General features: G+C 70.8%; 15 protein-coding genes. 6 read left to right on the forward strand and 9 right to left on the reverse strand.

Features of this window, described 5'->3' with window-relative positions:
• Positions 1–8: 8 nt before the first annotated feature.
• The 7 genes from ACZ5Y0_RS00330 to ACZ5Y0_RS00360 all read right to left on the reverse strand — a co-directional run bounded on the left by ACZ5Y0_RS00330 (position 9) and on the right by ACZ5Y0_RS00360 (position 12735).
• The gene (locus ACZ5Y0_RS00330) at positions 9–233 is read right to left on the reverse strand and encodes a hypothetical protein (RefSeq protein WP_469126407.1); all 225 of its coding nucleotides are present in this window, start codon (positions 231–233) and stop codon (positions 9–11) included.
• A gap of 160 nt (positions 234–393) precedes the next feature.
• The gene (pulA, locus tag ACZ5Y0_RS00335) at positions 394–5799 is read right to left on the reverse strand and encodes a pullulanase-type alpha-1,6-glucosidase (RefSeq protein ID WP_469126408.1); all 5406 of its coding nucleotides are present in this window, start codon (positions 5797–5799) and stop codon (positions 394–396) included.
• Between the two features lie 160 nt (positions 5800–5959).
• Positions 5960–7333, reverse strand: a complete 1374-nt coding sequence (locus ACZ5Y0_RS00340) for an alpha-amylase (protein ID WP_469126409.1) — start codon at positions 7331–7333, stop codon at positions 5960–5962.
• A gap of 131 nt (positions 7334–7464) precedes the next feature.
• A complete protein-coding gene (locus ACZ5Y0_RS00345) occupies positions 7465–9159 on the reverse strand; it encodes a glycoside hydrolase family 13 protein (protein WP_469126410.1) in 1695 nt (564 codons plus the stop codon).
• Between the two features lie 266 nt (positions 9160–9425).
• Complete coding sequence (locus ACZ5Y0_RS00350) at positions 9426–10334, reverse strand: sugar ABC transporter permease (RefSeq protein WP_469126411.1); 909 nt, start codon at positions 10332–10334, stop codon at positions 9426–9428.
• A 13-nt stretch (positions 10335–10347) separates the two neighbouring features.
• Positions 10348–11349, reverse strand: a complete 1002-nt coding sequence (locus tag ACZ5Y0_RS00355; protein WP_469126412.1) for a carbohydrate ABC transporter permease — start codon at positions 11347–11349, stop codon at positions 10348–10350.
• 111 nt (positions 11350–11460) lie between these two features.
• Positions 11461–12735, reverse strand: a complete 1275-nt coding sequence (locus ACZ5Y0_RS00360) for an extracellular solute-binding protein (protein ID WP_469126413.1) — start codon at positions 12733–12735, stop codon at positions 11461–11463.
• Positions 12736–13116: 381 nt separating this feature from the next.
• Between ACZ5Y0_RS00360 and ACZ5Y0_RS00365 the strand changes: the two genes are divergently transcribed.
• Both ACZ5Y0_RS00365 and ACZ5Y0_RS00370 read left to right on the forward strand, forming a co-directional pair.
• Entirely contained in the window at positions 13117–14151 is a 1035-nt protein-coding gene (locus tag ACZ5Y0_RS00365) for a LacI family DNA-binding transcriptional regulator (RefSeq protein ID WP_469126414.1), read from the forward strand.
• A gap of 128 nt (positions 14152–14279) precedes the next feature.
• Entirely contained in the window at positions 14280–15110 is an 831-nt protein-coding gene (locus tag ACZ5Y0_RS00370) for a phosphatase PAP2 family protein (RefSeq protein WP_469126415.1), read from the forward strand.
• 456 nt (positions 15111–15566) lie between these two features.
• On the opposite strand, the gene ACZ5Y0_RS00375 is transcribed toward ACZ5Y0_RS00370, so the two are convergent.
• A complete protein-coding gene (locus ACZ5Y0_RS00375) occupies positions 15567–18563 on the reverse strand; it encodes a bifunctional [glutamine synthetase] adenylyltransferase/[glutamine synthetase]-adenylyl-L-tyrosine phosphorylase (RefSeq protein ID WP_469126416.1) in 2997 nt (998 codons plus the stop codon).
• Between the two features lie 175 nt (positions 18564–18738).
• Between ACZ5Y0_RS00375 and ACZ5Y0_RS00380 the strand changes: the two genes are divergently transcribed.
• The gene (locus tag ACZ5Y0_RS00380) at positions 18739–19182 is read left to right on the forward strand and encodes a VOC family protein (RefSeq protein WP_469126417.1); all 444 of its coding nucleotides are present in this window, start codon (positions 18739–18741) and stop codon (positions 19180–19182) included.
• Positions 19183–19300: 118 nt separating this feature from the next.
• Here the strand turns inward: ACZ5Y0_RS00380 and glnA are convergent, their stop codons facing one another.
• Complete coding sequence (gene glnA / locus ACZ5Y0_RS00385; protein ID WP_467513758.1) at positions 19301–20662, reverse strand: type I glutamate--ammonia ligase; 1362 nt, start codon at positions 20660–20662, stop codon at positions 19301–19303.
• Between the two features lie 435 nt (positions 20663–21097).
• Between glnA and ACZ5Y0_RS00390 the strand changes: the two genes are divergently transcribed.
• From ACZ5Y0_RS00390 to ACZ5Y0_RS00400, 3 genes are all read left to right on the forward strand, one after another.
• Positions 21098–21757 carry a DUF3105 domain-containing protein gene (locus ACZ5Y0_RS00390; RefSeq protein WP_469126418.1) on the forward strand — a complete coding sequence of 220 codons (660 nt, stop codon included), beginning with the start codon at positions 21098–21100 and terminating at the stop codon, positions 21755–21757.
• Positions 21754–22368 carry a DUF305 domain-containing protein gene (locus ACZ5Y0_RS00395; RefSeq protein ID WP_469126419.1) on the forward strand — a complete coding sequence of 205 codons (615 nt, stop codon included), beginning with the start codon at positions 21754–21756 and terminating at the stop codon, positions 22366–22368. Before ACZ5Y0_RS00390 ends, ACZ5Y0_RS00395 begins: the two co-directional genes overlap by 4 nt.
• 374 nt (positions 22369–22742) lie before the next feature.
• Complete coding sequence (locus ACZ5Y0_RS00400; protein ID WP_469126420.1) at positions 22743–24788, forward strand: NAD(+) synthase; 2046 nt, start codon at positions 22743–22745, stop codon at positions 24786–24788.
• The last annotated feature ends 218 nt before the right edge of the window (positions 24789–25006 follow it).

Here is a 25006-nt window from a genome sequence, read left to right on the forward strand (position 1 = left end):
AGGCCAGCCTATTGCGCGAGCCGCGGCGCCGGCACGGCGATGTCGTCCTCACGGTCGTGGCCGAAGCGGGCTCCTCGGTCGTGACCGAAGCAGTCGAGCGGGGTGTCGCGCAGGGCGTCCCTGCCGGGCAGCGCGCGGGTGGGGGGCGCGGTGTTCCCTCGACCCGGCGAGGTGGTGCCGGAGGATCCGGTCCAGCCGTTCGGCGAGCACGGGCGGGTCGTTCTCGTCGGCACGGCGGGCGCGCGGCGCCTGCCGGATCCCGCCCGTGACGGCGGCCGCCTCCGGCGAGTGCCCGGACGTGCCGCCACCGGCGGCCGCCCGCCCCCGTAGCCTCCCGCGCACACCGGTGGAGCAGACCCCGTTCGGGGCTGCTCCACCGAGGTCATGCGTCGGTCAGGGGGTGCGGGTGAACACGGCGACGGTGCGCGCGGGAACGGTGAAGGTGCCGGTCCGTGCCGCGTAGGCCGCGGTCCTGACGGTGGTGTCGGTACCGGCGGCCTGCACCGGGTGCAGGCGGTAGCCGGTCCCGGCGAGCGCGTCGACCCGCTGCTCCTGTGCGTCGGGCGTCGCGTTGAACACGACGACCAGGTCACCGAGTTCCATGGTGATCACGCCGGGGGTCTCGTCCTTGCCGGACAGCGGGAAGGAAAGCGCCGACTGCACCCGTGCGGCCGTGCCGAGGGAGAACGCCTTCTCCGTCGTACGGATCCTCAGCAGGTCCCGGTACGCGGCGGAGGCGCCGTCGATCTGGGCGCAGCCGACACCGACCTTGGTCAACAGCGGCTTGGCGTAAGCCCACTTGGCGGCGTTGTCGGCGGCCGGGGGCAGTCCGCGGGCGAAGCCGTTGCCGTCGGCGCAGTTCCAGTGGATCGCGTTGAACCAGTCGCCGCTGTCGAAGGAGTTGCGGTCCAGGGATTTGGAGCGCAGCAGGTCGGTGCCGGCCTGGGAGAGCGCCGGGCCCTGCGAGAGGGTGGCCGTCGCCATCGCCAGGACCTGCATGCGGGCCCGGTCGGAGGCGGAGGTGTCCGCCGGGAGCTTGAAGGCGAGGGCGTCGAACAGCGACTCGTTGTCGTGGGCGTCGGCGTAGGCGAGGGCGTCGCCGGGGGCGTCCGCGTAGCCGGCCGGGGCGCCGTTGTAGTCGACCTGGGCCCCGGTGACCTCTTCACCGCCGGTGTCGGTGAACCGGTAGGCGGCGAGGTTGCCGCTCAGTCCCACCTTGATCAGGTCCTGGTAGTGCAGCAGGCGGGCCTTCTGCTCGGCCGGGGTGCCGTTGGCCGTGGAGGAGTTGGGGTCGGTGTAGAGGCCGGACGCGAAGCCCTGGACGCCCGGGTCCTCGTCGAAGGGACCGCCGCCGCGGACGGCGTCACGGGCGCGGTCGGAGAAGGTGGCGATGCCCGTCCCGGCCATGTTCTTCTGCGTGGCCTGGACGAAGCGGGCGTCGTCGGCGACCTCGCCGAAGTTCCAGCCCTCGCCGTACAGGATGATCTTCTTGCCGTCGACGCCGTCCTCGGCGAGGGTCAGCGCGTCCAGCGCCTTCCTGACGGCGAGGATGTTGGCCTTGGGGTGGTGGCCCATGAGGTCGAAGCGGAAGCCGTCGACCTTGTACTCCCTGGCCCAGGTGACGATGGAGTCGACGACGAGTTTGCCCATCATGGCGTTCTCGGTGGCCGTGTTGGCGCAGCAGGTGCTGGTGGCGACCGAGCCGTCGGCCAGCAGCCGCTGGTAGTAGCCGGGCACCACCTTGTCGAGCACGCTGGTGGACGCCTGTCCGGCGGCGGCGGTGTGGTTGTAGACGACGTCCATGACGACCCGCAGGCCGTCCTGGTTCAGTGCCTTGACCATCTCGCGGAACTCGACGGTACGGGCCGTGCCGTCGGGGTCGGTGGCGTAGGAGCCCTCGGGGACCGTGTAGTGGTAGGGGTCGTACCCCCAGTTGTAGGCGTCCTTGGCGGCGGCCTCGGCGACGCACTCCTGCTGCTTGTCGGAGTCGGCCGGGTAGGAGGCGAGGTCGCAGTCGGCGCTCTCCTGGTCGGCCCTCTTCTCGGGGATGGTGGCGATGTCGAAGGCGGGCAGGAGGTGGACGTAGGACGTGCCCGACCTCGCCAGCTCACGCAGGTGCTTCGTGCCGTCGCTGTCCTGGTCGGTGAAGGCGAGGTAGGTGCCGGGGCCGGCGGCCGTGCGGTCGGCGACGGAGAAGTCCCGCACGTGCAGTTCCTGGATCTGGGCGTCCTGGAGGGGGACGGCCGCGGGCTTCGTCAGCTTCGCCCAGCCCTTGGGCGCGAGGGCTCTGTCGTCCAGGTCGACGACCAGGCTGCGCTCGGAGTCCGCGGTCAGGGCGACCGAGTAGGGATCGGTGACCTTGTTGGTGACGACCTGGCGGACGCTGGGCGCCCACACCGTGACGGCGTACCGGTAGGGCTTGTTCTTCCAGGATCTGGGGCCGGTGACGGACCAGACGCCGGTGGAGTCGTTCCGCCTCATCCTGACGGTGGAGCCGTCGAGTTCCAGGGACACGTTCTGCGCGGTCGGCGCCCAGACCGCCAGGGTGGGACGGCCGTCGCGGAACGTCGGGCCGAGGTCGGCCCGCAGGGCGCTCGCGTGGAGGTCGTCGAGGACGCCCGCCATCTGCACGCCGGTGGCCGCGAGCACGGCTCCGTTCGCGGCCCGCTGGGAGGCGACGACCTGGCCCCGCAGGGCATCACGTACGCGGTCGCGGTCACGTGGGTCGACGGTCCACGCGGTGGAGTTCCCCAGGTGCGGGAACTTCGCCTTCTGGGCGTCGGTGAGCGTGCTCCTGGCCAGCCGCAGCCAGCGCTGGTCGGCGCCAGTGAGCGTGCCGTCCTTCGCCGTGATCGAGCCGGTGCGGGAGTACGGCAGCTGGGTGGAGGCGGCCGCGTCGGAGCCGTTCCAGACGAGGGTGTTCCGGTCGATCCAGACCGCCTTGGAGGTGGTCAGGTCCAGGGCGGCGGCGGAACCGGCCGGTTGCGGCAGGAGGTACTTCTCCTGGCCGTCGAGGAGCCACACCTCGTGGCCGTTCGCCGTGAGGTCCAGCGACTGGTCGGTGGGGAGGTCCTTCTCGTCACCGTTGTGGAGGATGTAGCCGAGGCTCGTGGCGCCCTCGGTGAGCGGTACCTCGAAGACCGCGCCGTAGCTGTCGGTCCGCGCCGGCTTCAGCGGGTTGGACCACTCGGTGGGGTGCGCGGCGCCCGTCCAGGTGTGCAGACCCCAGCCGTCGTAGTCGCCGTCGGCGCGGTGGTAGTGCAGGACGGCCTTGGTCCTGTCCTGCGCCGGGTGGGCGGGCCGTTCGGTGAGGACGGTCTCCTTGCCCTGTTCGATCCAGATCTCGCCGGTCTGCGTGACGTCGATCGTGCGGTCGGCGGAGACGTCCTTCTCGCCCTGCCCGTCGATCACCAGGAAGCCCACTGCGGACGCGCCCGGCTTCAGCTTGACGTAGGCGAAGGCGCCGTACGCGTCGCGTCCGGTGAAGGGGTGGCTGTCCGGCCAGTTCGTCGACTCCCCGTCGGCGAGGTCGCCCCAGGCGTACAGGCCCCAGTTCGCGTAGTCGCCGTCGGTGCGCTTGTAGTGGACGATCGCGTGGTCGCGGGAGGAGGCGGTGGGGGTCTCGGGCGCGGGCGGGGTGCCGGTGGTGGACTCGGCGGTCGTGCTCGCCGTGCGCCCGGCCGAGTCGATCACGACGGCCTTGTAGCGCAGGGCGGTGCCGGGGGGCACGTCCTCGCCGATGACCTGCGTGACCTTGTAGGGGGCGTGGTCGGCGGAGCCCAGTGTCCGCCATCTCCCGTTGCCGACCTGGGCGGCGAAGACGACCCTGTCGAGCGGTCCGCCTCCCCCGACCTCGGCGCTCGGCTCGACGGTGCCGGTGGCGCCCGCGGCCGGGGCCTCGAGGGTGACGGTCGGCTCGGTGGCCGGTGCGGCGAGCTTGCCGGCCGCCTTGAGGACGACGGTCGCGCCCGCCGGAACGGTCAGGGTGATCTTCTTGCCGGTGTCGGAGGTGATGGTCCGGGAGGTGCCGTAGACGCCGTCGAAGCGCATGCTCGCCGAAGCGGTCGGGAAGGTCGCCGACTTCGCCTCGCTCGCGTTGTTGAAGGCGACGACGTACTCGGTGCCGGTCTTCGCGTCCGTGCGGGAGAAGGCGTAGACGCCCGCGCCGTCCGCCGCGTACCGCTCGGTCTGGATGCCGTCGGTGAGGGCCGGGTGGGCCTTGCGGAGCCGGGAGAGGGCGCTGATCTGCCGGTAGAGCGGGGCGCCGGTGTCGTAGGCGTCGCTCGCGTGGGTGCGGTCGGTGCCGATCTCGTCGTCGTCGAGGTAGTCGGCGGTCTTGGAGGCGAACATCGTCTGGCGGGCGTCCTTGTCGCCGCCCGCGCCGGTGAAGCCCTGTTCGTCGCCGTAGTAGACGACGGGGTTGCCGCGGCTGAGGAACATCAGCTCGTTGGCGAGCCGGCCCTTGGCGAGGAGTTCGGCGTCCGTGGCCTTCGGGTTGTCCTGGGTGAGGAAGTGGCCGACCCGCCCCATGTCGTGGTTGCCGAGGAAGGTGACCTGCTCGTACGCGTTGGCCTTGTCGGTGGTGTACCGGTAGTCGTCACCGAAGACGGAGGCCAGCTTCCTGGCGCTGCCGCCCTGGGAGGCGTAGTGGCGGGCCGCCTCCTGGAAGGGGAAGTCGAGGGTGGCGTCGAGCCGGCCCTGGGTGACGTACGGGGAGGTGACGGCGGTGTCGGCGGAGTAGACCTCGCCGAACATGAAGAAGTCGTCGCGGCCCCGCTTCGCCGCGTAGGCGTCGAGGGCCGTCGCCCACCGGGTCCAGAACTCCATGTCGACGTGCTTGACGGTGTCGATGCGGAAGCCGTCGACGTCGAAGTCCCGCACCCAGCGCTGGTAGATCCTCTCCATGCCGCGGACGACCTCGGGTCGCTCGGTCCACAGGTCGTCGAGACCGGAGAAGTCGCCGTACGTCGAGCTCTCGCCGGCGAAGGTGGAGTCGCCCCGGTTGTGGTACATCGTGGGGTCGTTGAGCCAGGAGGGAACCTTGAGGTTCCTGTTCGCCGCCGCCACCGTGGGCGTGCGCGGGAACGAGTCGGTGTCCACCTCGGGGAAGTCCTCCGTGCCCGCGTGGTCGGCGTCGTCGAAGGGCTCGCCGTCCTCGGTCAGGTACGGGAAGGCGCCCTTGGCGAGGTAGCCGTAGGACTTCTCCTCGTAGTCGACGACGTCGGCGGTGTGATTGGTGATGACGTCGAAGAAGACCTTCATCCCCTTGGCGTGCGCCTTGTCGATGAGGGTTTCGAGGTCCTCGTTGGTGCCGAAGTGCGGATCGACCTGGGTGAAGTCGGTGATCCAGTAACCGTGGTAACCGGCTGAGGCGTCGTTTCCGGTGCCCTGGACGGGCTGGTTCTTGAAGAGGGGCGCCATCCACAGGGCGGTGGTGCCGAGGCCCTTGATGTAGTCGAGGCGCCGGGTCAGGCCCTTGAGGTCACCGCCCTGGTAGAAGCCCTTGTCGGTGGGGTCGTAGCCGGTCGCGAGGCGGGAACCGGTGAGGCCGCCCCTGTCGTTGGCGGTGTCGCCGTTGGCGAAGCGGTCCGGCAGGACGAAGTAGAACTGCTCGCGGGTGAGGTCGTGCCGGGCGGCGGTCTTCGCCAGCGCCGCGTCGGAGGGTGGCGGGGGCGGGGTGGCGGCACGGGCCGCGAGGGGCTGCACGAGGGCTGCCGCGAGGGCGGCCGCGGTGACCGCGGCGACCCGTCCGGCACGGGCGGTGCGGCGCGTCCCGGGCGCCGGCCATCTCGGTGTCACAGGTGTGAACTCCTTGCGATTACGGCTCATTGGGTCCGACCCCTGCGCCGGGGACGACTGCGTCGCCGGGCGCCGGCGCGACCGTATCCCCGAGGAAAGGCTTACAGCAAGGGTCATGAAAGAGCTGGTAAGAAATTTCATGACCCTTGCTGCCGCGAGGTCAGCAGCTCGACTTGCCCGCGTAGATCGCCAGCGCGGTGTGCGCGCCGAGGGTCGCGGTGAACCGGCCGCTCGAATCGACCGTCACCGCGGTGTTGTTCTGCACGTTGCAGTACGTCCCGGCGGACAGCGAGGTCTGGAAGGTCCGGCTCAGGGAACCGCTCTCGTGGTTGATCACGACATAGCCCTTGGAGCCCCTGCCGAAGGCGATCGCGTCACCGCCGTTGTCCCACCAGCCGGTCACCGACTGGCCTCGGGTGGCGTTGCGGAAGGCGACCATGCGCTGGATCTCGGGCCAGGCGTGCTGGCACTTCCAGCCGTTCTGCCAGCAGGCGTTCACCGAGCCGCCGTTGGGCGGACCGGCGTCCACGTCCGACCACTCGTAGCCGGAGTTGATGTCCGGGGCGCCGTAGGGCCAGGCCAGCATGAAGACGTTGGCCATCGTGTAGGTGGCGCCGTCCTTGTAGCTGAGCGTGGAGCCGTTGCGCTCGGTGTCGTGGTTGTCGACGAAGACCCCGGCGACGGAACCGTTCAGGTAGCCCCAGCTCTCGCCGTAGTTCTTCAGGTACGCGAGGTTCTCGTTGTTGAAGACCCGCTTGAGGTCGTAGGCGTACCGGAACTCCTGGACGTCGCCGTTGGCCGTGTACTCGGCGGGCTGGACGGCCTCGCCGCTGCCGTGGATGACCTCCTGCTTCCAGTAGGCGTTCGGGTTGGTCAGCCGGGACTTGATGTCGGCGAGGTCGGCGGTGTCGATGTGCTTGGCCGCGTCGACGCGGAAGCCGTCGACGCCGAGGGTCAGCAGGTCGTTGAGGTACCCGGCGATCGTCTTGCGGACGTGGTCCTCGCCGGTGTCCAGGTCGGCGAGGCCGACCAGTTCGCACCGCTGGACGTTCCAGCGGTTGGTGTAGTCGGTGATCTGGGAGGTGCAGTCGTCGAAGTCGTACGAGGAGTAGAGGCCGGGGTAGTTGTACTTCGTGTACGACGAGCCGCCGGTGCCGGTGCCGCCGCCCGCGGACATGTGGTTGATGACGGTGTCCACGACGACCTTCACACCCGCCGCGTGGCAGGTGTTCACCATGTTCCGGAAGGCCGTGCGGTCGCCCAGACGCCCCGCGATCCTGTAGCTGACCGGCTGGTACGACGTCCACCACTGCGCGCCTTGTATGTGCTCGGCGGGCGGGGAGACCTGCACGTATCCGTAGCCGGCGGGGCCGAGGGCGGTGGTGCACTCCTTGGCCACGGAGGCGAAGTTCCACTCGAAGAGGACGGCGGTGACGTCCTTGGTGCCGGGCGGGGACGCCTGCGCCAGCGTCGGGGTCATGACAAGGACGGCGGCCGCGAGGGCGAGTGCCCCGGAGAGGGTTCTGCGTGCCATGTGGGGTTCCTTCGACGTTGAAGGTTCTTGCTGCAAGATTCCAGCAACCTTGCGGTGACGCAGATGTTAAAGGCCCGCCACCTGAAAAGGCAGCGGGCCGGATGAAGTTGATGCAAGAAGTTTCGCGGCCGTCAGGCCGTGGTGAACCACACCGTCGTGTCCGCGGGCACCTTCGCCTCGCCGTCCACCTCGGTCAGCTCATCACTGGCGAGCAGGACACGGCCGTACGCCGGGGTCGTCACCGACTCGCCGGTGGTGTTGGCGACGCACACGAACGCGCCGCGCCGGAAGGCCAGGACGCCCTCGGGGGCGCGCAGCCACTCCACCGAGTCGCCGGCGCCGAGGTCCGGCCGGGACCGGCGCAGCGCCAGCGCCGAGCGGTACAGCTCCAGCGTCGAGCCGACTACGCCCTGCTGTGCCTGGACGCTCAGCTCGCCCCATCCCGCGGGCTGCGGCAGCCAGCTCCCGCCGTCGCCGAAGCCGTACGACGAGCCCTCGCGAGTCCACGGGATCGGCACCCGGCAGCCGTCGCGGAAGCCGTCCTGGCCGGCGCCCCGGAAGTACGCCGGGTCCTGGCGCACCTCGTCGGGCAGGTCGACGACGTCCGGCAGCCCCAGCTCCTCGCCCTGGTAGACGTACGCCGAGCCGGGCAGCGCCAGCATCAACAGGCTGGCCGCGCGGGCGCGCCTGAGCCCCAGCGCGCGGTCGCCCGCCGTGCGGATCTGCGTGCCGAGACCGGGCGGGTTGGCGAAGCGGGTGGCGTGCCGGGTGACGTCGTGGTTGGACAGGACCCAGGTGGCGGGGGCGCCCACCGGGCGCATGGCCTCCAGGGTGCGGTCGACGACCCGGCGCAGCTCCTCGGCGTCCCACTCCGTGGCCAGGTACTGGAAGTTGAAGGCCTGGTGCAGCTCGTCGGGACGGACGTAGTTGGCGGTCCGCTCGACGGTCGGGGTCCACGCCTCGGCCACGAAGATGCGCTCGCCCGCGTACTCGTCCAGGACCAGCCGCCACTGCCGGTAGACCTCGTGCACGCCGTCCTGGTCGAAGAACGGCATGACATCGTTGCCCAGCAGCTTGAGCTGGTCGCGGGAACCCAGGTCGGGCAGGCCCTCCGCCTTCACCAGGCCGTGCGCCACGTCGATGCGGAAGCCGTCGACGCCCATGTCGAGCCAGAACCGCAGGATGGAGCGGAACTCGTCGCCGACCGCCGGGTGTTCCCAGTTGAAGTCGGGCTGCTCGGGCGCGAAGAGGTGCAGGTACCACTCGCCGGGCGTGCCGTCGGGCTCGGTGATCCGGGTCCAGGCCGGGCCGCCGAAGATGGACTCCCAGTCGTTGGGCGGCAGTTCGCCGTCCGCGCCCTTGCCGGGGCGGAAGTGGTAGCGGTCGCGCAGCGGGGAGCCGGGGCCCTCGGCGAGCGCCCGCTTGAACCACTCGTGCTGGTCGGAGGAGTGGTTGGGGACCAGGTCGACGATGATCCTGAGGCCCAGTCCGTGGGCGTCGCGGATCAGGGCGTCGGCGTCCAGCAGGTTGCCGAACATCGGGTCGACGGCCCGGTAGTCGGCGACGTCGTAGCCGGCGTCGGCCTGGGGCGAGGCGTAGAAGGGGCTGAGCCACACGGCGTCCACGCCGAGGTCGCGCAGGTAGGGGAGACGGGAGCGTACGCCCTCCAGGTCACCCATGCCGTCGCCGTTGCTGTCGGCGAAACTGCGCGGGTACACCTGGTAGATGACCGCGTCCCGCCACCAGTCGCCGCGGTGCGCGACGGTGGCGACGGCCGGGGCGGGTCGGGTGGTCGGGGCCGGGGCGGCGGTGTGCTGCTGACTCATGGCTTCCTTGATGCGGTGGGGGTCCCCCGCTCGAGCGAGGTCGGGAGGGGGAGGAGTCATCGGGTTCGGGCGGGTGCGGCGGTGGATGACGAGGCGGCCGCGGTCACAGCGGGGTCGGATGGTGACCGCGGCCGCCTCGGGTCTTCGAGGGGCGGCGTCCCGAAGGGGGCGCCGGGCTGCGTCGGCCTGCGGCCTCCGCCGCGTGGCAGCGGCCGGCCACGGCGGGTCCGCGGCCGGTCGGCGACGGTCGCGCTCCCGGCGGAGCCTCACCCCTTCGTGCCGCCCGCGGTGAGGCCGGCCACCAGGTTCTTCTGCACGAGGTAGAAGAACGCGGAAACCGGTATCGCGATCAGCACGGCGGTGGCGGCCATCAGGTTGCGCTGGGCGTCGTGCTCGCTGACGAAGCTCTGGAGTCCGACGGCGAGGGTGTACTTCTCGTCGTCCAGCAGGAACGTGGTGGCGAAGGCGACCTCGCCGAAGGCGGTGATGAAGCTGTAGAACGCGGCCACCGCGAGGCCCGGCTTGGCGAGCGGAAGGATCAGCCGCGCGAAGGTGCCGAAGGGGGTCAGCCCGTCGACCCGGCCGGCCTCGTCGATCTCGAACGGAATGGTGTCGAAGTACCCCTTGAGCAGCCAGGCGCAGTACGGCACCGCGGTCGAGCAGTAGACCAGGATGAGGCCCAGGTAGGTGTCGATGAGCTGGAGGTCCGACAGGATCTGGTACATCGGCACCATCAGCACGGCCACCGGGAACATCTGGGTCACCAGCAGCACCCACATGAACTTCCGGTAGCCGGGGAAGCGCATGCGGGACACCGCGTAACCGGTGGTGGCGGCGATCAGCACGCCGATCACCGTGGTGCCCAGCGACACGATCAGCGAGCTCTTGAGCCAGTCGAAGAAGTTCGTGTTCTGGAGGACGAACGAGTAGTTGTCGAAGGTCATCTTCGACCAGATGCGCCCGGGGTGGAGGTAGTCGTCCTTGTCCGGTCCCAGGGAGAGGTAGACCAGCCAGGCGATGGGGAACAGCGCGATCAGGCAGGCGGCGGTCAGCACGCCGTGCGAGGCGAGCGAGGTGACGACTCCCCGCCTGCCGCGCCCCCGGCCCTTGCCGGGGCCGGCCGCGGGCCGCTGCTCGGTCACGTCGGCGGAGGTCTCGACGGTGGTGGTACTCATGGGGACTCCTGCCTCAGATCGCGAGCTGCTGCTCGTCGCGGTTCAGCCAGCGGCGGTAGAACGAGGTGAAGACGATCAGGATGGCCAGCAGCAGGATGCCGTAGGCGGCCGACTGGGCGAAGTCACGCGGCTGCTGTCCGAAGCCGAGGTAGTACGCCCAGGTGACGAGGATCTGGGCGTCCGGCGCGGTGGTGCCGAACAGCAGGAAGATCACGGCGAACTGGTTGAAGGTCCAGATGATGCCGAGGAGCACGACGGTCGAGCTGACCGACCGCAGGCCGGGCAGGGTGACGTAGCGGAACCGCTGCCAGGCGTTGGCGCCGTCCATCTCGGCGGCCTCGTAGAGGGAGGAGTCGATGGACTGGAGGCCGCCGAGCAGGGAGACCATCATGAACGGCACACCGCACCAGGTGTTGACCATGATCGCGGCGAAGCGCTGCCAGAACGTGTCCTCCAGCCACAGCGGCGTCGGCAGGTGCAGGCTCTCCAGAGCGGAGTTGATGATGCCGCCGTCGGAGAGCATGAACCGCCAGCCGAAGACGGTGACGAAGGTCGGCACCGCCCAGGGCAGGACCAGGATCAGCCGGTAGAAGGTGCGGCCGCGCAGCTTCTGGTTGAGCAGGAGGGCCAGGCCGAGACCGATGGTGTAGTGCAGCGTCACACAGGCGGCGGTCCAGACGATCGTCCAGATGAAGTGGGACCAGAAGCGGTCGTAGGCGGTTTCGCCCCACAGGATGTCGGCGTAGTTGTCCAGGCCGATGAACCTGTAGGTGGCCTCGATCTCGTTGACGCCGATGGTGCGGGCCGTGTTGAGGCTGTTGGCGTCGGTGAGGGTGAGGTACATGCCGTACCCGAGGGGGTACAGCACGAGGACGCCGAGGACGACCACCACGGGGGCGATCATGACGTAGGCGTACCAGTGCTTCTGGTGACCGTGCTTCAGGCGCTGACCCAGCCCGCGGCGCGGGGCGTCACCGCGGCGCTTGCCGGTCGCGCGGTCGATGGCGACTGTCATGGTTCGACACCTTCTGGAAATTCGAAGATCTGGGGCGGGCTGGGGTACAGGCCGGTGGCCGCCGGATCACTCCCCCCCTGTGCGCAGGGTGATCCGACGGCCTCCCGGGGCTCACTTGCTGAAGTCGGGCACCAGCTTGGCGATGGCGGTCTCGGCGTTGCTCAGGCCCTTGTCGAGGGACTCCTTGCCGCCCGCGATCTTGGGCAGTTCGGTGTCCAGGGGGCCCCACAGGGAGCTGTACTCCGGCAGTGCCGGACGCGGCTGGGCGGCGGACAGCACGGTCTGGTAGCCGGCGATGCCCGGGTCGGCCTTGACCTCGGCGGTGTAGGCGTCGTCGCGCGTCGGCAGCGTGGAGTTCTTCTGCGCGATGGTCGCCTGGGCCTTCGCGGAGGTCATGAAGTTGACGAACTTCAGCGCGGCCTTCTGGTGGGCGGCGTCCGAGCCGGCGTAGACCGAGAGGTTGTGGCCGCCCGTCGGGGCGCCCGCCTTGCCGGTGGAGCCGGCCGGGACGGTGGCGATGCCCAGGTTGTTCTTGTCCGTGAAGGCCGAACCCTTGTAGAAGTTCGTGATCTCCCAGGGGCCCTGGACGATCGCGGCGACCTTGCCGTTGACGAACGCGTCCTGGATGTGGGCGTAGGCGTCGGCGGTGGTGTCCGCCTTGTGCAGGCCCTTGCCGTCGAACAGGCCGAGCCAGGTGCCGTACGCCTTCTTCGCCTCCGCCGAGTTGACGGTGATCTTCTTGCCCTCGGCGTCGACGGTGTCGGTGCCCTCGCCGTAGAGGAAGGACTGGGCGTAGTAGGCCTGGGTGGAGCCCCAGTAACCGTCGACGCCGGTCTTGTCCTTGATCGTGGCGGCGGCCTTCTTCAGGTCGTCCCAGCTCTTGGGCGCCTCGGTGATGCCGGCCTTGGCGAAGAGGGCCTTGTTGTAGACGAGCGCGAGGGTGTCGGTGACGATCGGCACGCCGTACGTCTTGCCCTCGTACTTCGCCTGCTCGATCAGGTTCGGCTTGAACTTGGCCTGGTCGGCGAGGGCCTCGGTGCCGTCCAGCGGCAGGAAGAAGCCCTTCTTGGCGAAGGCGGGGGTCCAGCCGACCTCCGAGCGCAGCACGTCCGGGGCGCCCTTGGAACCGGCGGCGGTGTCGAACTTGTTCTGCGCCTGGTCGAACTGGACGTTGACGTACTTGACCTTGACGTCCTTGTTGGCGGCCTCGAACTCCTTGACGAGGGCCTGGTACGTCGGCGCCTCGTTGGTGCCGTTGGAGGTGTCCCACCAGGTGATGGTGACCGGACCGTCGGCCGAGTCGCCGCCGTCGTCACTGCCGCCGCAGGCCGTCGCCGCGAGGGCGAGGGACGCCACCAGCGCGGTGGCCGCTATGCCACGCCGCATTGAGTTCTCCTTGAGGGTGAAAGCCCGTGTAGCTCAGGGAGCGGCCCCGTCCGCCGCCCCTGACGACTTGCCGACCGCGCCGTTGCCGCCGTCGGGCGTCCAGAACGTAACAGCGATGTAAGCGTTGCGAAAGACCTTGCAGAAAAGATGTGCAAGAGATCTCCGAAGTTATTCGGGCGTGATCTCACAGCGACCGTCATGAGACGCTTCTTTTCAACGGTGGAGCGGCCAGGGGCTGGTTGTGCAAGACTCTGCAAGCTCTTGCCATCACTTTCACGAGGGAGCGCGATGACGCAGCAGCCCGGCCGGAGCCGGCCAACAGGTCGCCCGCGGCGCCCGTTCGGTGTGCAAGGGGACACCTGGCCGGTACAGTCCACCCCTGTGACCACACGGCTTGCCGACATCGCCGCGCAGGCGGGGGTGAGCGAAGCGACCGTCAGCCGCGTCCTCAACGGGAAGCCCGGCGTCGCCGCCACCACCCGCCAGTCCGTGCTCGCCGCTCTGGACGTCCTGGGCTACGAGCGCCCCGTCCGCCTGCGCCAGCGCAGCGCCGGCCTGGTCGGCCTGATCACCCCCGAGCTGGAGAACCCCATATTCCCGGCCCTGGCCCAGGTCATCGGCCAGGCGCTGACCCGTCAGGGCTACACCCCGGTCCTCGCCACCCAGACCCCGGGCGGCTCCACCGAGGACGAGCTGACCGAGATGCTGGTGGACCGCGGGGTCGCCGGCATCATCTACGTCTCCGGGCTGCACGCGGACACCACCGCCGACATGCAGCGCTACGAGCAGCTGCGCGCGCAGGGCGTCCCCTTCGTCCTCGTCGACGGCTTCTCCCCCAAGGTGCAGGCGCCGTTCATCTCCCCCGACGACCGGGCGGCGATGATCCTGGCGGTCACCCACCTCGCGTCGCTCGGCCACGCCCGGATCGGCCTGGCGCTCGGTCCGAAGCGCTTCGTCCCGGTGCAGCGCAAGATCGAGGGCTTCGTCCGCGCCATGCAGGACACCCTCGGACTGGACGCGGAGACGGTCGAGCGGGACCTGGTCCAGCACTCCCTCTACACGCTGGAGGGCGGCCAGGCCGCCACCATGGCCCTCATCGACCGGGGCTGCACGGCGGTGGTCTGCGCCAGCGACATGATGGCCCTGGGCGCGATACGGGCGGCCCGGCAGAGCGGTCTGTCCGTCCCCCACGACATCTCCGTCGTCGGCTTCGACGACTCCCCGTTGATCGCCTTCACCGACCCGCCCCTGACGACGGTCCGCAAGCCGGTCCCCGCGATGGGCCAGGCCGCGGTGCGCACACTGCTGGAGGAGATCGGCGGTACGCCCGCCCCCCACAGCGAGTTCGTGTTCATGCCGGAGCTGGTGGTCCGCGGCTCGACGGCCTCGGCGCCCGGAGAGCGGAAGCGGCCGTAGGGCGTGCGAGCCCGCGCGGGGCAGTACCTGCGCGGCATCCCCGGGGGTCCCCCGGTGGCCGAACATGCGGGCCCTGTCGGACCAGGGGATGATCGGAGGAGAAGGCTTCTCTGGCAGACTCTGTGTCCATGGGTGAACCGACCGTGACGTCAGTGGAAGGCCGTGAACAGGCCGTTCCGGCGCCTGTCACGGCCGTACAAGACCCGGGTCCGATGCGGCGCCTGCGCACTCCGCGCCGCCCGCGCCTCTGGTTCGAGATGCTCCTGATCGCGGTGAGCTACTGGACGTACTCGCTCATCCGCAACGCGGTCCCGGAGCAGCGGGCCCAGGCCCTTCGCAACGCCGACTGGATCTGGCGGACGGAGCACCATCTCGGCCTCGCCTTCGAGGAGTCCGTCAACCACGCCGTGAACTCGGTGACCTGGCTCATCGTCGGCATGAACTACTACTACGCCACGCTGCACTTCGTGCTGACCCTGGGCGTCCTGGTCTGGCTCTACCGCGCCCACCCCGGCCGGTACTCGGGCGCGCGCCTGACCCTGTTCGCCACCACGGCCGTGGCGCTGGTCGGTTACTACCTGTATCCACTCGCCCCGCCACGTCTGATGAACGGCAACGCCTTCGTCGACACGGTGGTCGTCCACCAGACCTGGGGCTCGATGGCCTCAGGCGACCTCAAGAGCATGTCGAACCAGTACGCCGCGATGCCCTCCATGCACATCGGCTGGTCCCTGTGGTGCGGCGTGACGATCTTCGCCCTGGCCAGGGTCCCCTGGGTGCGCGTCCTGGGCCTGCTCTACCCGGCGGCCACCCTGATCGTCATCGTCGCCACGGCCAACCACTTCTGGCTGGACGCGGTGGGCGGCATCATCTGCCTGGGCTTCGGCTACGCGGTCGCCCGACTCTGGTACGGCGCCCTGCCGTACGCCCTGCCGCGACAGCCGCCGCCGAGACCGTAGCCACCACGCGGCAGCCGCCGAAGACCGTACGGAACGGCCGCGGAACCACGGGAGGGGCCGTGGCGGTGCGTGCAGGGTCCGTCGCGCGGCCCGTCTCCGCCAGGTACGACGGTGCGGCACCCCGACCGGCGACGGGCTGGACGCACCGCCAGGGCCCCGACCCACGACGCACCGCACGCGCACCACCACGCCCGACCCGCGACGCACCGCACGCGCACCACCACGCCCGACCCGCGACGCACCGCACGCGCACCACCACGCCCGACCCGCGACGCTCCGCACGCGCGACCCACGACGCACCACCGCATGTGGACCGCAGGCGCGACCCACGCACCGCATGTGGACCGCCGGGGCCCCCGCCCGCCCCACGACGCGCCGCGCGCACCACGCACCGCACCGCACCCCGACCGCCCGCACCACCGCACCGCACCGCACGCACCGCATCCGCAGAAGACGTCACGCTCCGTAGAACAGCGAGTCCACGACCACCCGGGCCCGCCGCGCGGTGCGCCGGTAGTCGTCGAGCATGTCGCCCACATGACCGGGCCCGTACCCCAGATACCGTCCCACGGCGGCCAGCTCGCGAGGATCCGTCGGGAACGTGTCCCCGGCCCGCCCCCGCACCAGCATCACCGCGTTCCGCACCCGGGTGGCCAGCACCCAGGCCTCGTCCAGCGTCGCCGTGTCCTCCTGCGACAACAGCCCGCAGTCCCGGGCCGCGGCCAGCGCCGCGCGCGTGCGCGTGGTCCGCAGTCCCGCCTCCTGCGCCCCGTACCGCAGCTGTAGCAACTGCACGGTCCACTCGACGTCCGACAACCCGCCCGGCCCGAGCTTGGTGTGCAGCTTGGGATCGGCGCCGCGAGGCATCCGCTCCGACTCCATCCGCGCCTTCAGCCGCCGGATCTCCCGTACGGCGTCGTCGCCGAGCCCGGCCCGCGGATACCGCAGCGGGTCGATCAGCTCGACGAACCGCCGCCCCAGCTCCTCGTCGCCGGCGACCGGCTCGGCCCGCAGCAGCGCCTGCGACTCCCACCCCAGCGACCAGCGCCGGTAGTACGCCGCGTACGACTTCAGCGTGCGCACGAGCGGCCCGGACTTCCCCTCCGGCCGCAGGTCGGCGTCGACGAGCAGCGGCGGATCGGCGCTCGGCACCTGCAACAGCCGCCGCATCTCGGCGACGACCGCGTTGGCGGCCCGCCCGGCCTCGTGCTCGTCGACCCCGTCGCGGGGGTCGTGCACGAACAGCACGTCCGCGTCGGACCCGTAACCCAGCTCGTGCCCCCCGAACCGCCCCATCCCGATGATCGCGAACCGGGTGGGCAGCGTGTCGCCCCAGCCTTCCCGTACGACGGCCCGCAGGGTGCCGGCCAGGGTGGCCGCGGTGATGTCGGAGACGGCCCCGCCGACCAGGTCGACGAGGGCGCCCTGGTCGGCCTCGACGGGCTGCGCCTCCGTGCCGTAGGACGCGACGATGTCCGCGGCGGCCGTGCGGAACAGCTCCCGCCGCCGTACCCCGCGCGCCGCGGTCACCCCCTGCACGGCACCGTCGGCGCGACGGACCGCGGCGAGGATCTCCTGCTCCAGATGGGCCCGCCCGCGCGGCGCCAGCCCGCCCGCGTCGCCGTCCCCGAGCAGCGCGACGGCCTCGGGCGCCCGCATCAGCAGGTCGGGGGCGAGCCGCCCGGCCGACAGGACGCGGGCCAGGTTCTCCGCGGCGGCCCCCTCGTCGCGCAGCAACCGCAGATACCACGGGGTCTTCCCCAGGGCGTCCGACACCTTGCGGAAGTTGAGCAGTCCGGCGTCCGGATCGGCGGAGTCGGCGAACCAGCCGAGCAGCACGGGCAGCAGCGTCCGCTGGATCGCCGCCTTGCGGGTCACCCCGGACGCCAGCGCCTCCAGGTGCCGCAGCGCCGCGGCCGGGTCCGCGTATCCGAGCGCGACGAGCCGTTCCCGCGCGGCCGCGGTGCTCAACCGGACCTCGCCGGAGGGGAGTTGGGCCACCGCGTCCAGCAGCGGCCGGTAGAAGAGCTTCTCGTGCAGCCGCCGTACCACGGCTGCGTGCCGCTTCCACTCGCGGTTCAGCTCGGCCACCGGGTCGGTCCGCAGCCCGAGGGACCGTCCGAGGCGCCGCTGATCGCCCTCGTCCTCGGGGACGAGGTGGGTCCGCCGCAGCCGGTACAGCTGGATGCGGTGTTCCATGGACCGCAGGAAGCGGTACGCGGCGTCGAGTTGGACGGCGTCGATGCGCCCGACGTAACCGCCGGTGGCGAGCGCCTGAAGGGCGTCGAGGGTGGTGCCGCTGCGCAGCGACGCGTCGGCCCGCCCGTGCACCAGCTGGAGCAGCTGTACGGCGAACTCGACGTCCCGCAACCCGCCCGGACCGAGCTTGAGTTCACGGTCGACCTCGGCGACAGGGATGTTCTCGACGACCCGCCGCCGCATCTTCTGCACGTCGGCGACGAAGTTCTCCCGCTCGGCGGCCTGCCACACCAGCGGCTCGACGGCGGCGACGTACTCCGCGCCCAGCGCGAGATCCCCGGCGACCGGCCGGGCCTTCAACAGGGCCTGGAACTCCCAGGTCTTGGCCCAGCGCTGGTAGTAGGCGAGGTGGCTGCTGAGCGTCCGCACCAGCGGGCCGTTGCGGCCCTCGGGCCGCAGGTTGGCGTCGACGGGCCAGATGGATCCCTCGACGGTGGTCTCCGAGCAGATCCGCATCATGTGCGAGGCCAGCTTGGTGGCGGCGCGCAGCGCCTTGTCCTCGTCGGCCCCGTCGACCGCCTCGCCGACGAAGATGACGTCGACGTCGGAGACGTAGTTCAGCTCGTGCCCGCCGCACTTGCCCATCGCGATCACCGCGAGCCGGCACAGCGCGGCGTCGTCGGGGGCGGCGGCGCGGGCGAGCGCGAGGGCGGCCCGCAGGGTGGCGGTGGCCAGATCGGCCAGTTCGGCGGCGGTCTCGGCGAGATCGGTGGTCCCGCACACGTCGCGGGCGGCGATGGACAGCAGGCAGCGCCGGTAGGCGACCCGCAGCGACACCGGGTCGTCGGCCTCGGCCAGCCCGCCTTCGAACTCCTCGACCCCGGGGTGCAGGTCGCGCGGCTCGTAGGTGACCAGGGCCTCCCAGTCCCGGGGGTGCCGGGCGAGGTGGTCGGCGAGGGCGGAGGACGCCCCGAGCACCCCGAGCAGCCGGTCACGCAACGGCTTGGCGGCTATGACGGTGTCGATCAGCTCGCGCCGGGCGCTCGCGCCGGGCTGCGCCTCCAGCAGCCGGACGAGTCCCTGGAGGGCGAGGTCGGGGTCGGCGGTGCGGCCGAGGGCCTCCAGCAGCACGGGGTCGTCGCGCACCGGGTTCAGGTCGACGCCGTCCAGCAGGCGTTCGGCGGCGGAGGCATCGGTGAACCCGTGCCGCAGCAGTCGCGTGAAGGTGCTGCTTCTGCGCCCCGGCCCCGTCATCCCCGGCCTCCTCGACTCCGAATCCCGATCAAGGTCGTACGGCCCGAGCGTAACCCGCGGCGGCACGGTGGCGCCCCGGCCGGCTTTCGGGTTGTCTGGAGGGCAGCCAGGTGCCCAGGGCTGCCCCGAGGGGGCCGTACGGCATCCATGACGGCCGCGACATAGGAGTCACCCCATGGACATGACGCTCGAAGTCATCCTGCTGCCGGTGTCCGACGTGGACCGGGCCAAGGAGTTCTACCGGGACAAGGTCGGCTTCCACGTGGACCTGGACGGCGAGGTGATGGAAGGCGTACGGATCGTGCAGCTCACGCCGCCCGGCTCGGGCTGTTCGATCGCTCTGGTGGACGGCCTCCAGGTGCCGACGGGCACCCCGGCCCCGGGGACGTACCACGGCATGCAGCTGTGCGTGACGGATGCGAAGGCTGCCTACGAGGAGCTGACCGCCCGCGGGCTGGAGGTCAGCGAGCCGCAGCAGTTCGCCCCGCAGGACGGCGCGACGTTCATGTACTTCAAGGACCCCGACGGCAACGGCTGGGCGATCCAGGAGTACCGCCGCCGCGCGACGGAACCGCTGCACCAGGTCCTCGCCGCCCTCGCCGGGCAGCGGGGGGCGTAGGCCCGACGCCGCTCACGGCCGCCCGGCCACGGCGATCAGCAACCGGTGAGGGGCCGACGGCTCGTTCGTCAGCCGCCGGCCCCTCACCGTACGACGCGCCACGCGCCGACGCGGCGGGTCACAGCACCGGCAGGTTCTTCCGCAGCTCGAAGGCGGTGACCTCGGAGCGGTACTCCTCCCACTCGCTCTTCTTGTTGCGCAGGAAGAAGTCGAAGACGTGCTCGCCGAGCGTCTCGGCGACGAGGTCGCTGCGCTCCATCAGCGTCAGGGCCTCGCCAAGGTTCTGCGGGAGGGGCTCGATGCCCATCGCGCGGCGCTCGGCGTCGGAGAGGGCCCACACGTCGTCCTCGGCGCCCGGCGGCAGCTCGTAGCCCTCCTCGACGCCCTTGAGGCCGGCGGCGAGCAGCATGGCGTACGACAGGTAGGGGTTGGCGCCGGAGTCGAGGGAGCGGACCTCGATGCGGGCCGAGCCGGTCTTGCCGGGCTTGTACATCGGGACGCGCACCAGGGCCGAGCGGTTGTTGTGGCCCCAGCAGATGTAAGACGGGGCCTCGCCGCCGGCGCCGGCGGTGCGCTCGGAACCGCCCCAGATGCGCTTGTAGGAGTTGACCCACTGGTTGGTGACGGCCGAGATCTCCGCCGCGTGCTTCAGGAGGCCCGCGATGAAGGATCGGCCGACCTTGGAGAGCTGGTACTCGGAGCCCGACTCGTAGAACGCGTTGCGGTCTCCCTCGAACAGGGAGAGGTGGGTGTGCATGCCGGAACCGGGGTGCTCGGAGAACGGCTTCGGCATGAAGGTCGCCTGGACGCCCTGCTCCAGCGCGACCTGCTTCATGACCAGGCGGAACGTCATGATGTTGTCGGCGGTGGAGAGCGCGTCGGCGTACCGGAGGTCGATCTCCTGCTGACCGGGGGCGCCCTCGTGGTGGGAGAACTCGACCGAGATGCCCATCGACTCGAGCATGGTGATCGCCTGGCGGCGGAAGTCCATGCCGATGTTCTGCGGGGTGTGGTCGAAGTAGCCGGAGTTGTCGGCGGGGGTGGGGCGCGAGCCGTCGAGGGGGCGGTCCTTCAGCAGGAAGAACTCGATCTCGGGGTGGGTGTAGAAGGTGAAGCCCAGGTCGGAGGCGCGGGCGAGGGCGCGCTTGAGGACGTACCTCGGGTCGGCGAAGGACGGGGAGCCGTCCGGCATGAGGATGTCGCAGAACATCCGGGCGGTGCCGGGGGCCTCCGCGCGCCAGGGGAGGACCTGGAAGGTGGACGGGTCCGGCTTGGCGATCATGTCGGATTCGTACACACGAGCGAAACCTTCGATGGCCGAGCCGTCGAAGCCGATCCCCTCGTCAAACGCCTGTTCGAGTTCCGCCGGGGCCACGGCGACGGACTTGAGGAAGCCCAGCACGTCCGTGAACCACAGGCGTACGAACCGGATGTCGCGCTCCTCCAACGTCCGGAGCACGAACTCCTGCTGCTTGTCCATCTTCCGCTTCCCCATCCTTGCTGGTCAGGCCGCCTGTCCCCCGCATCGCGGGAGGCGGTCGCGCACCTGAGCATCCCACCACAACACCATTTCACGCGCGTTGCGCACCTTGATCGTCCGACCGACCCCGGGGTGAACGCCTCGCGTACGGCAGGTGTACCGCTCCCCGCCCATCTTGCCTGCTCGGGCCGACATCCGTAATGCCCGGCTCCCTCCACCCTCCCGGGCGCTCGATCGGCTCCGCCCCACCCCCGTCCGCCCTTGGCTGTCACCTGCCTACGGGTTCGCCCGGTTCCCCCATTACGATCAGCGGAACCGAACGACTCGAACAACCGCGGGTGACCACGCGAGCACCGCACGTCCCGCGAACCGCACCACCAGCACGCCCCGCACGCCCCGACCGTTCCGGCCCCTTTCCCCAGAAGGACAGGTCCCATGGGTTCCGCCAAGAAGAACACCAGCGCGGCGCGCAAGGCGCGCATAGAGGAGATGCGCCGTGCCGAGCATTCGCGCGAGCGGCGCAACCGGATCCTGACGATCACGGCGAGCGCCGTCGTGGTGGCCGCCCTGGTCGCCGGCACGGTGTTCCTCGTGCGGTCGCAGTCGGACGACGACTCCTCCACCGACGCCAAGACCTCGGGCAGCTTCGTCACCGGCTCGGACGGCGTGAAGACGTGGAAGGGCACGCTGGGGCGCACCCACGTCACCAAGCCGGTCAGCTATCCGGTGGAGCCGCCGGTCGGCGGTGACCACAACCGGGCGTGGATGAACTGCAACGGCGACGTCTACACCAAGGCCCTCGACAACGTGCACGCGGTGCACTCGCTGGAGCACGGCGCCGTCTGGGTGACGTACAACAGCAAGGCCCCGAAGGCCGACGTGGACGCGCTGGCGGCGAAGGTGAAGAAGACGCCGTACACGCTGATGAGCCCGGACGACAAGCAGGCGGACCCGATCATGCTGACCGCGTGGGGACACCAGCGGACGGTGACCGGGGCGAGCGACCCGAACGTGGACACGTTCTTCGAGAAGTACGTGCAGGGCGAGCAGACGCCGGAGCCGGGCGCCGCGTGCACGGGTGGTCTGTCGAAGTGAGGTACGCGGGTGTCGCCGTGGCCGTGGCCGGGGTGCTGGTCGCGGCCGGGGCGATCAGCTACTCCGTCGCCGGGGACAACGGCCCCGAAGCGCCCTCCGCGAAGTCCGCGGACGCCGGTTTCGCCCGGGACATGGCCGTGCACCACCAGCAGGCCGTCGAGATGTCCTACATCGTGCGCGACCGCACGAAGGACGAGGAAGTACGGCGGCTCGCCTACGACATCGCGCAGACGCAGGCCAACCAGCGCGGCATGCTGATCGGCTGGCTCGATCTGTGGCGGCTGCCCAAGGTTTCCTCGGACGGACCGATGGCGTGGATGGACATGGCCGGCATGGCCCCCGGCGAGGACGGGGCGCTGATGCCGGGCATGGCCACCGACGCCGAGATGAGGAGACTCGGCACCCTGAACGGCAGGCAGGCCGAGATCTTCTACCTCCAGCTGATGACGGACCATCACAAGGGCGGCGTCCACATGGCCGAGGGCTGTGCCGACAGGTGCACGGTGGGCGTGGAGAAGCGGCTCGCGCAGGGCATGGTCGAGGCGCAGCAGTCGGAGATCCAACTGATGACCGACCTGCTCGAGGAGCGGGGCGCCGCGCCGCGTTCGTAGCGGCCGGGGCCGCCCGGTGGCGGACGCACCGCGCGGATCGCCCTGGCGCACGGCCCCACGGACTCCGGCCCCGCCGTGTGGCCCGCGTCGGCTTCGCCCCCTCGCACGACGCGACGGGCGGCCTGCTGCCTCCGTCCGCGGCCTGTGCAAGGACAGCTCGCCGGCCGCGGTGAACGGTGACGACGACGTCACCGGCGTGGGAGCGCCCGCACGTGGTCACGTCGAGTCGCACGGCGGCGGGGCCTGAGGCGCGGCCTTCGACGGCGTCCAGGCGGCGCGGTAACGATCGCCCCCTCGCGACCCGCGCCGGGCATGGGATGAACCGGTCATCTCCCCACCCCCCATCGCGTCGCTCTGACGATTACACTGCCCGTGTGAACTTCTCGTCGATCTATCAGCACGGCTTCGCACGTGTCGCCGCGTGCACGGGCCACACCGTCATCGCGGACCCGCACGCCAACGCCGAAGCGGTCCTGCGCCACGCCCGCCGGTGCGCCGACGAGGGTGTCGCCGTCGCCGTGTTCCCGGAGATGGTGCTGTGCGGCTACTCCATCGAGGACCTGCTGCTCCAGGACGCGCTGCTCGACCAGGTCGAGGCGGCGCTCCGGGAGGTGGTGGCGGGATCGGCCGAGCTGCTGCCGGTCCTGGTCGTCGGTGCCCCGCTGCGCCACCGCAACCGGGTCTACAACTGCGCGGTGATCGTGCACCGCGGTCGCGTCCTCGGTGTCGTGCCCAAGTCGTACCCGCCGAACTACCGCGAGTTCTACGAGCGTCGGCAGATCGCCGGGGGCGACGACGAGCGCGGCGGGACGATCACGGTCGGCGGGGAGGCCGTACCGTTCGGAGTGGACCTGCTCTTCGAGGCGGCCGACGTCCCCGGACTGGTGCTGCACGCCGAGGTCTGCGAGGACATGTGGGTCCCGGTGCCGCCGAGCGCCGAGGCCGCCCTGGCGGGTGCGACCGTCCTCGTCAATCTCTCGGGCAGCCCGATCACGGTCGGCAGGGCCGAGGACCGCAAGCTGCTGTGCCGCTCCGCGTCCTCCCGCTGCCTCGCCGCGTACGTCTACGCGGCGGCCGGCCTCGGCGAGTCGACCACCGACCTGTCCTGGGACGGGCAGACCCTGATCTACGAGAACGGGGTGCTGCTGGCGGAGTCCGACCGCTTCCCGCTCGACGAGCAGTACGCGGTGGCCGACGTGGACCTCGACCTGCTGCGGCAGGAGCGGATGCGGATGGGCACGTTCGACGACAACCGCCGTACGCACTCCGCGCGGACCGGTGACTTCCGGACGGTGTCCTTCGAACTCGCCCCGCCGGTCACCGACCTGGGGCTGCGCCGTCGCGTCGAGCGGTTCCCGTTCGTGCCCGCCGACGCCGACCGGCTCGCCCAGGACTGCTACGAGGCGTACAACATCCAGGTCGCCGGGTTGCAGCAGCGGCTGGCCTCGATCGGCGGCCCGAAGGTCGTCATCGGGGTGTCCGGCGGCCTCGACTCCACACACGCGCTGATCGTCGCGGCGCGCGCGATGGACCGCGCGGGGCGGCCGCGCAGCGACATCCTGGCCTGGACCCTGCCCGGCTTCGCCACCAGCGACCACACCAAGGACAACGCGCACAAGCTGATGCGCGCCCTCGGCGTCACCGCGGCCGAGCTGGACATCACGCCGACCGCACGGCTGATGCTGAAGGAGATGGGCCATCCCTTCGCCTCCGGTGAGCCCGTGTACGACGTGACCTTCGAGAACGTGCAGGCGGGCCTGCGCACCGACTACCTGTTCCGGCTCGCCAATCAGCGCGGCGGCATCGTGCTGGGGACCGGTGACCTGTCGGAACTGGCGCTCGGCTGGTCCACGTACGGCGTGGGCGACCAGATGAGCCACTACAACGTCAACTCCGGTGTGCCGAAGACGCTGATGCAGCACCTGATCCGCTGGATCGTCACCAGCGGTCAGTTCGACGAGGAGACCGGCAGGATCCTCACCGCGATCCTCGACACCGAGATCAGCCCCGAACTCGTACCGGGCGAGGAGATGCAGTCCACCGAGTCGAAGATCGGCCCGTACGCGCTGCACGACTTCACCCTGTTCCACGTACTGCGCTACGGCTTCCGGCCGTCGAAGATCGCCTTCCTGGCCTGGCACGCCTGGCACGACGCGCAGGCCGGCGCCTGGCCGCCCAACTTCCCGGTGGCCAAGCGGGTGGCGTACGACCTGCCGGAGATCCGGAGCTGGCTGGAGGTGTTCTGCCGTCGCTTCTTCGCGTTCGCGCAGTTCAAGCGATCGGCCATGCCGAACGGGCCGAAGGTCTCGGCGGGGGGTTCGCTCTCCCCGCGCGGGGACTGGCGCGCACCCTCCGACAGCACGGCCGAGGCCTGGCTGCGTGACCTCGCCCGCCTCGACACCCCCGAGACGGACGCCTGACCCCTCAAGGGCACAGCGCGGCCGACCGGCCGGGGACGGCGACCCCGGCCGGGGCGGCCACCGGGCGCCGGTGGGTGCGCGACGCGCCCCACCGGCCGGGGACCGCGGGAAACGCCGCGCACGCCCTCGGCCACGGGCGCGGCGACCATCCCCTCGCCCCGACAGCGGCGGCGCTCCCGTCCGGCGCCGGCCCACCGCGGCCCGCGCGGCACGGGCTC

This window comes from Streptomyces sp. NPDC033216 (assembly GCF_055577115.1).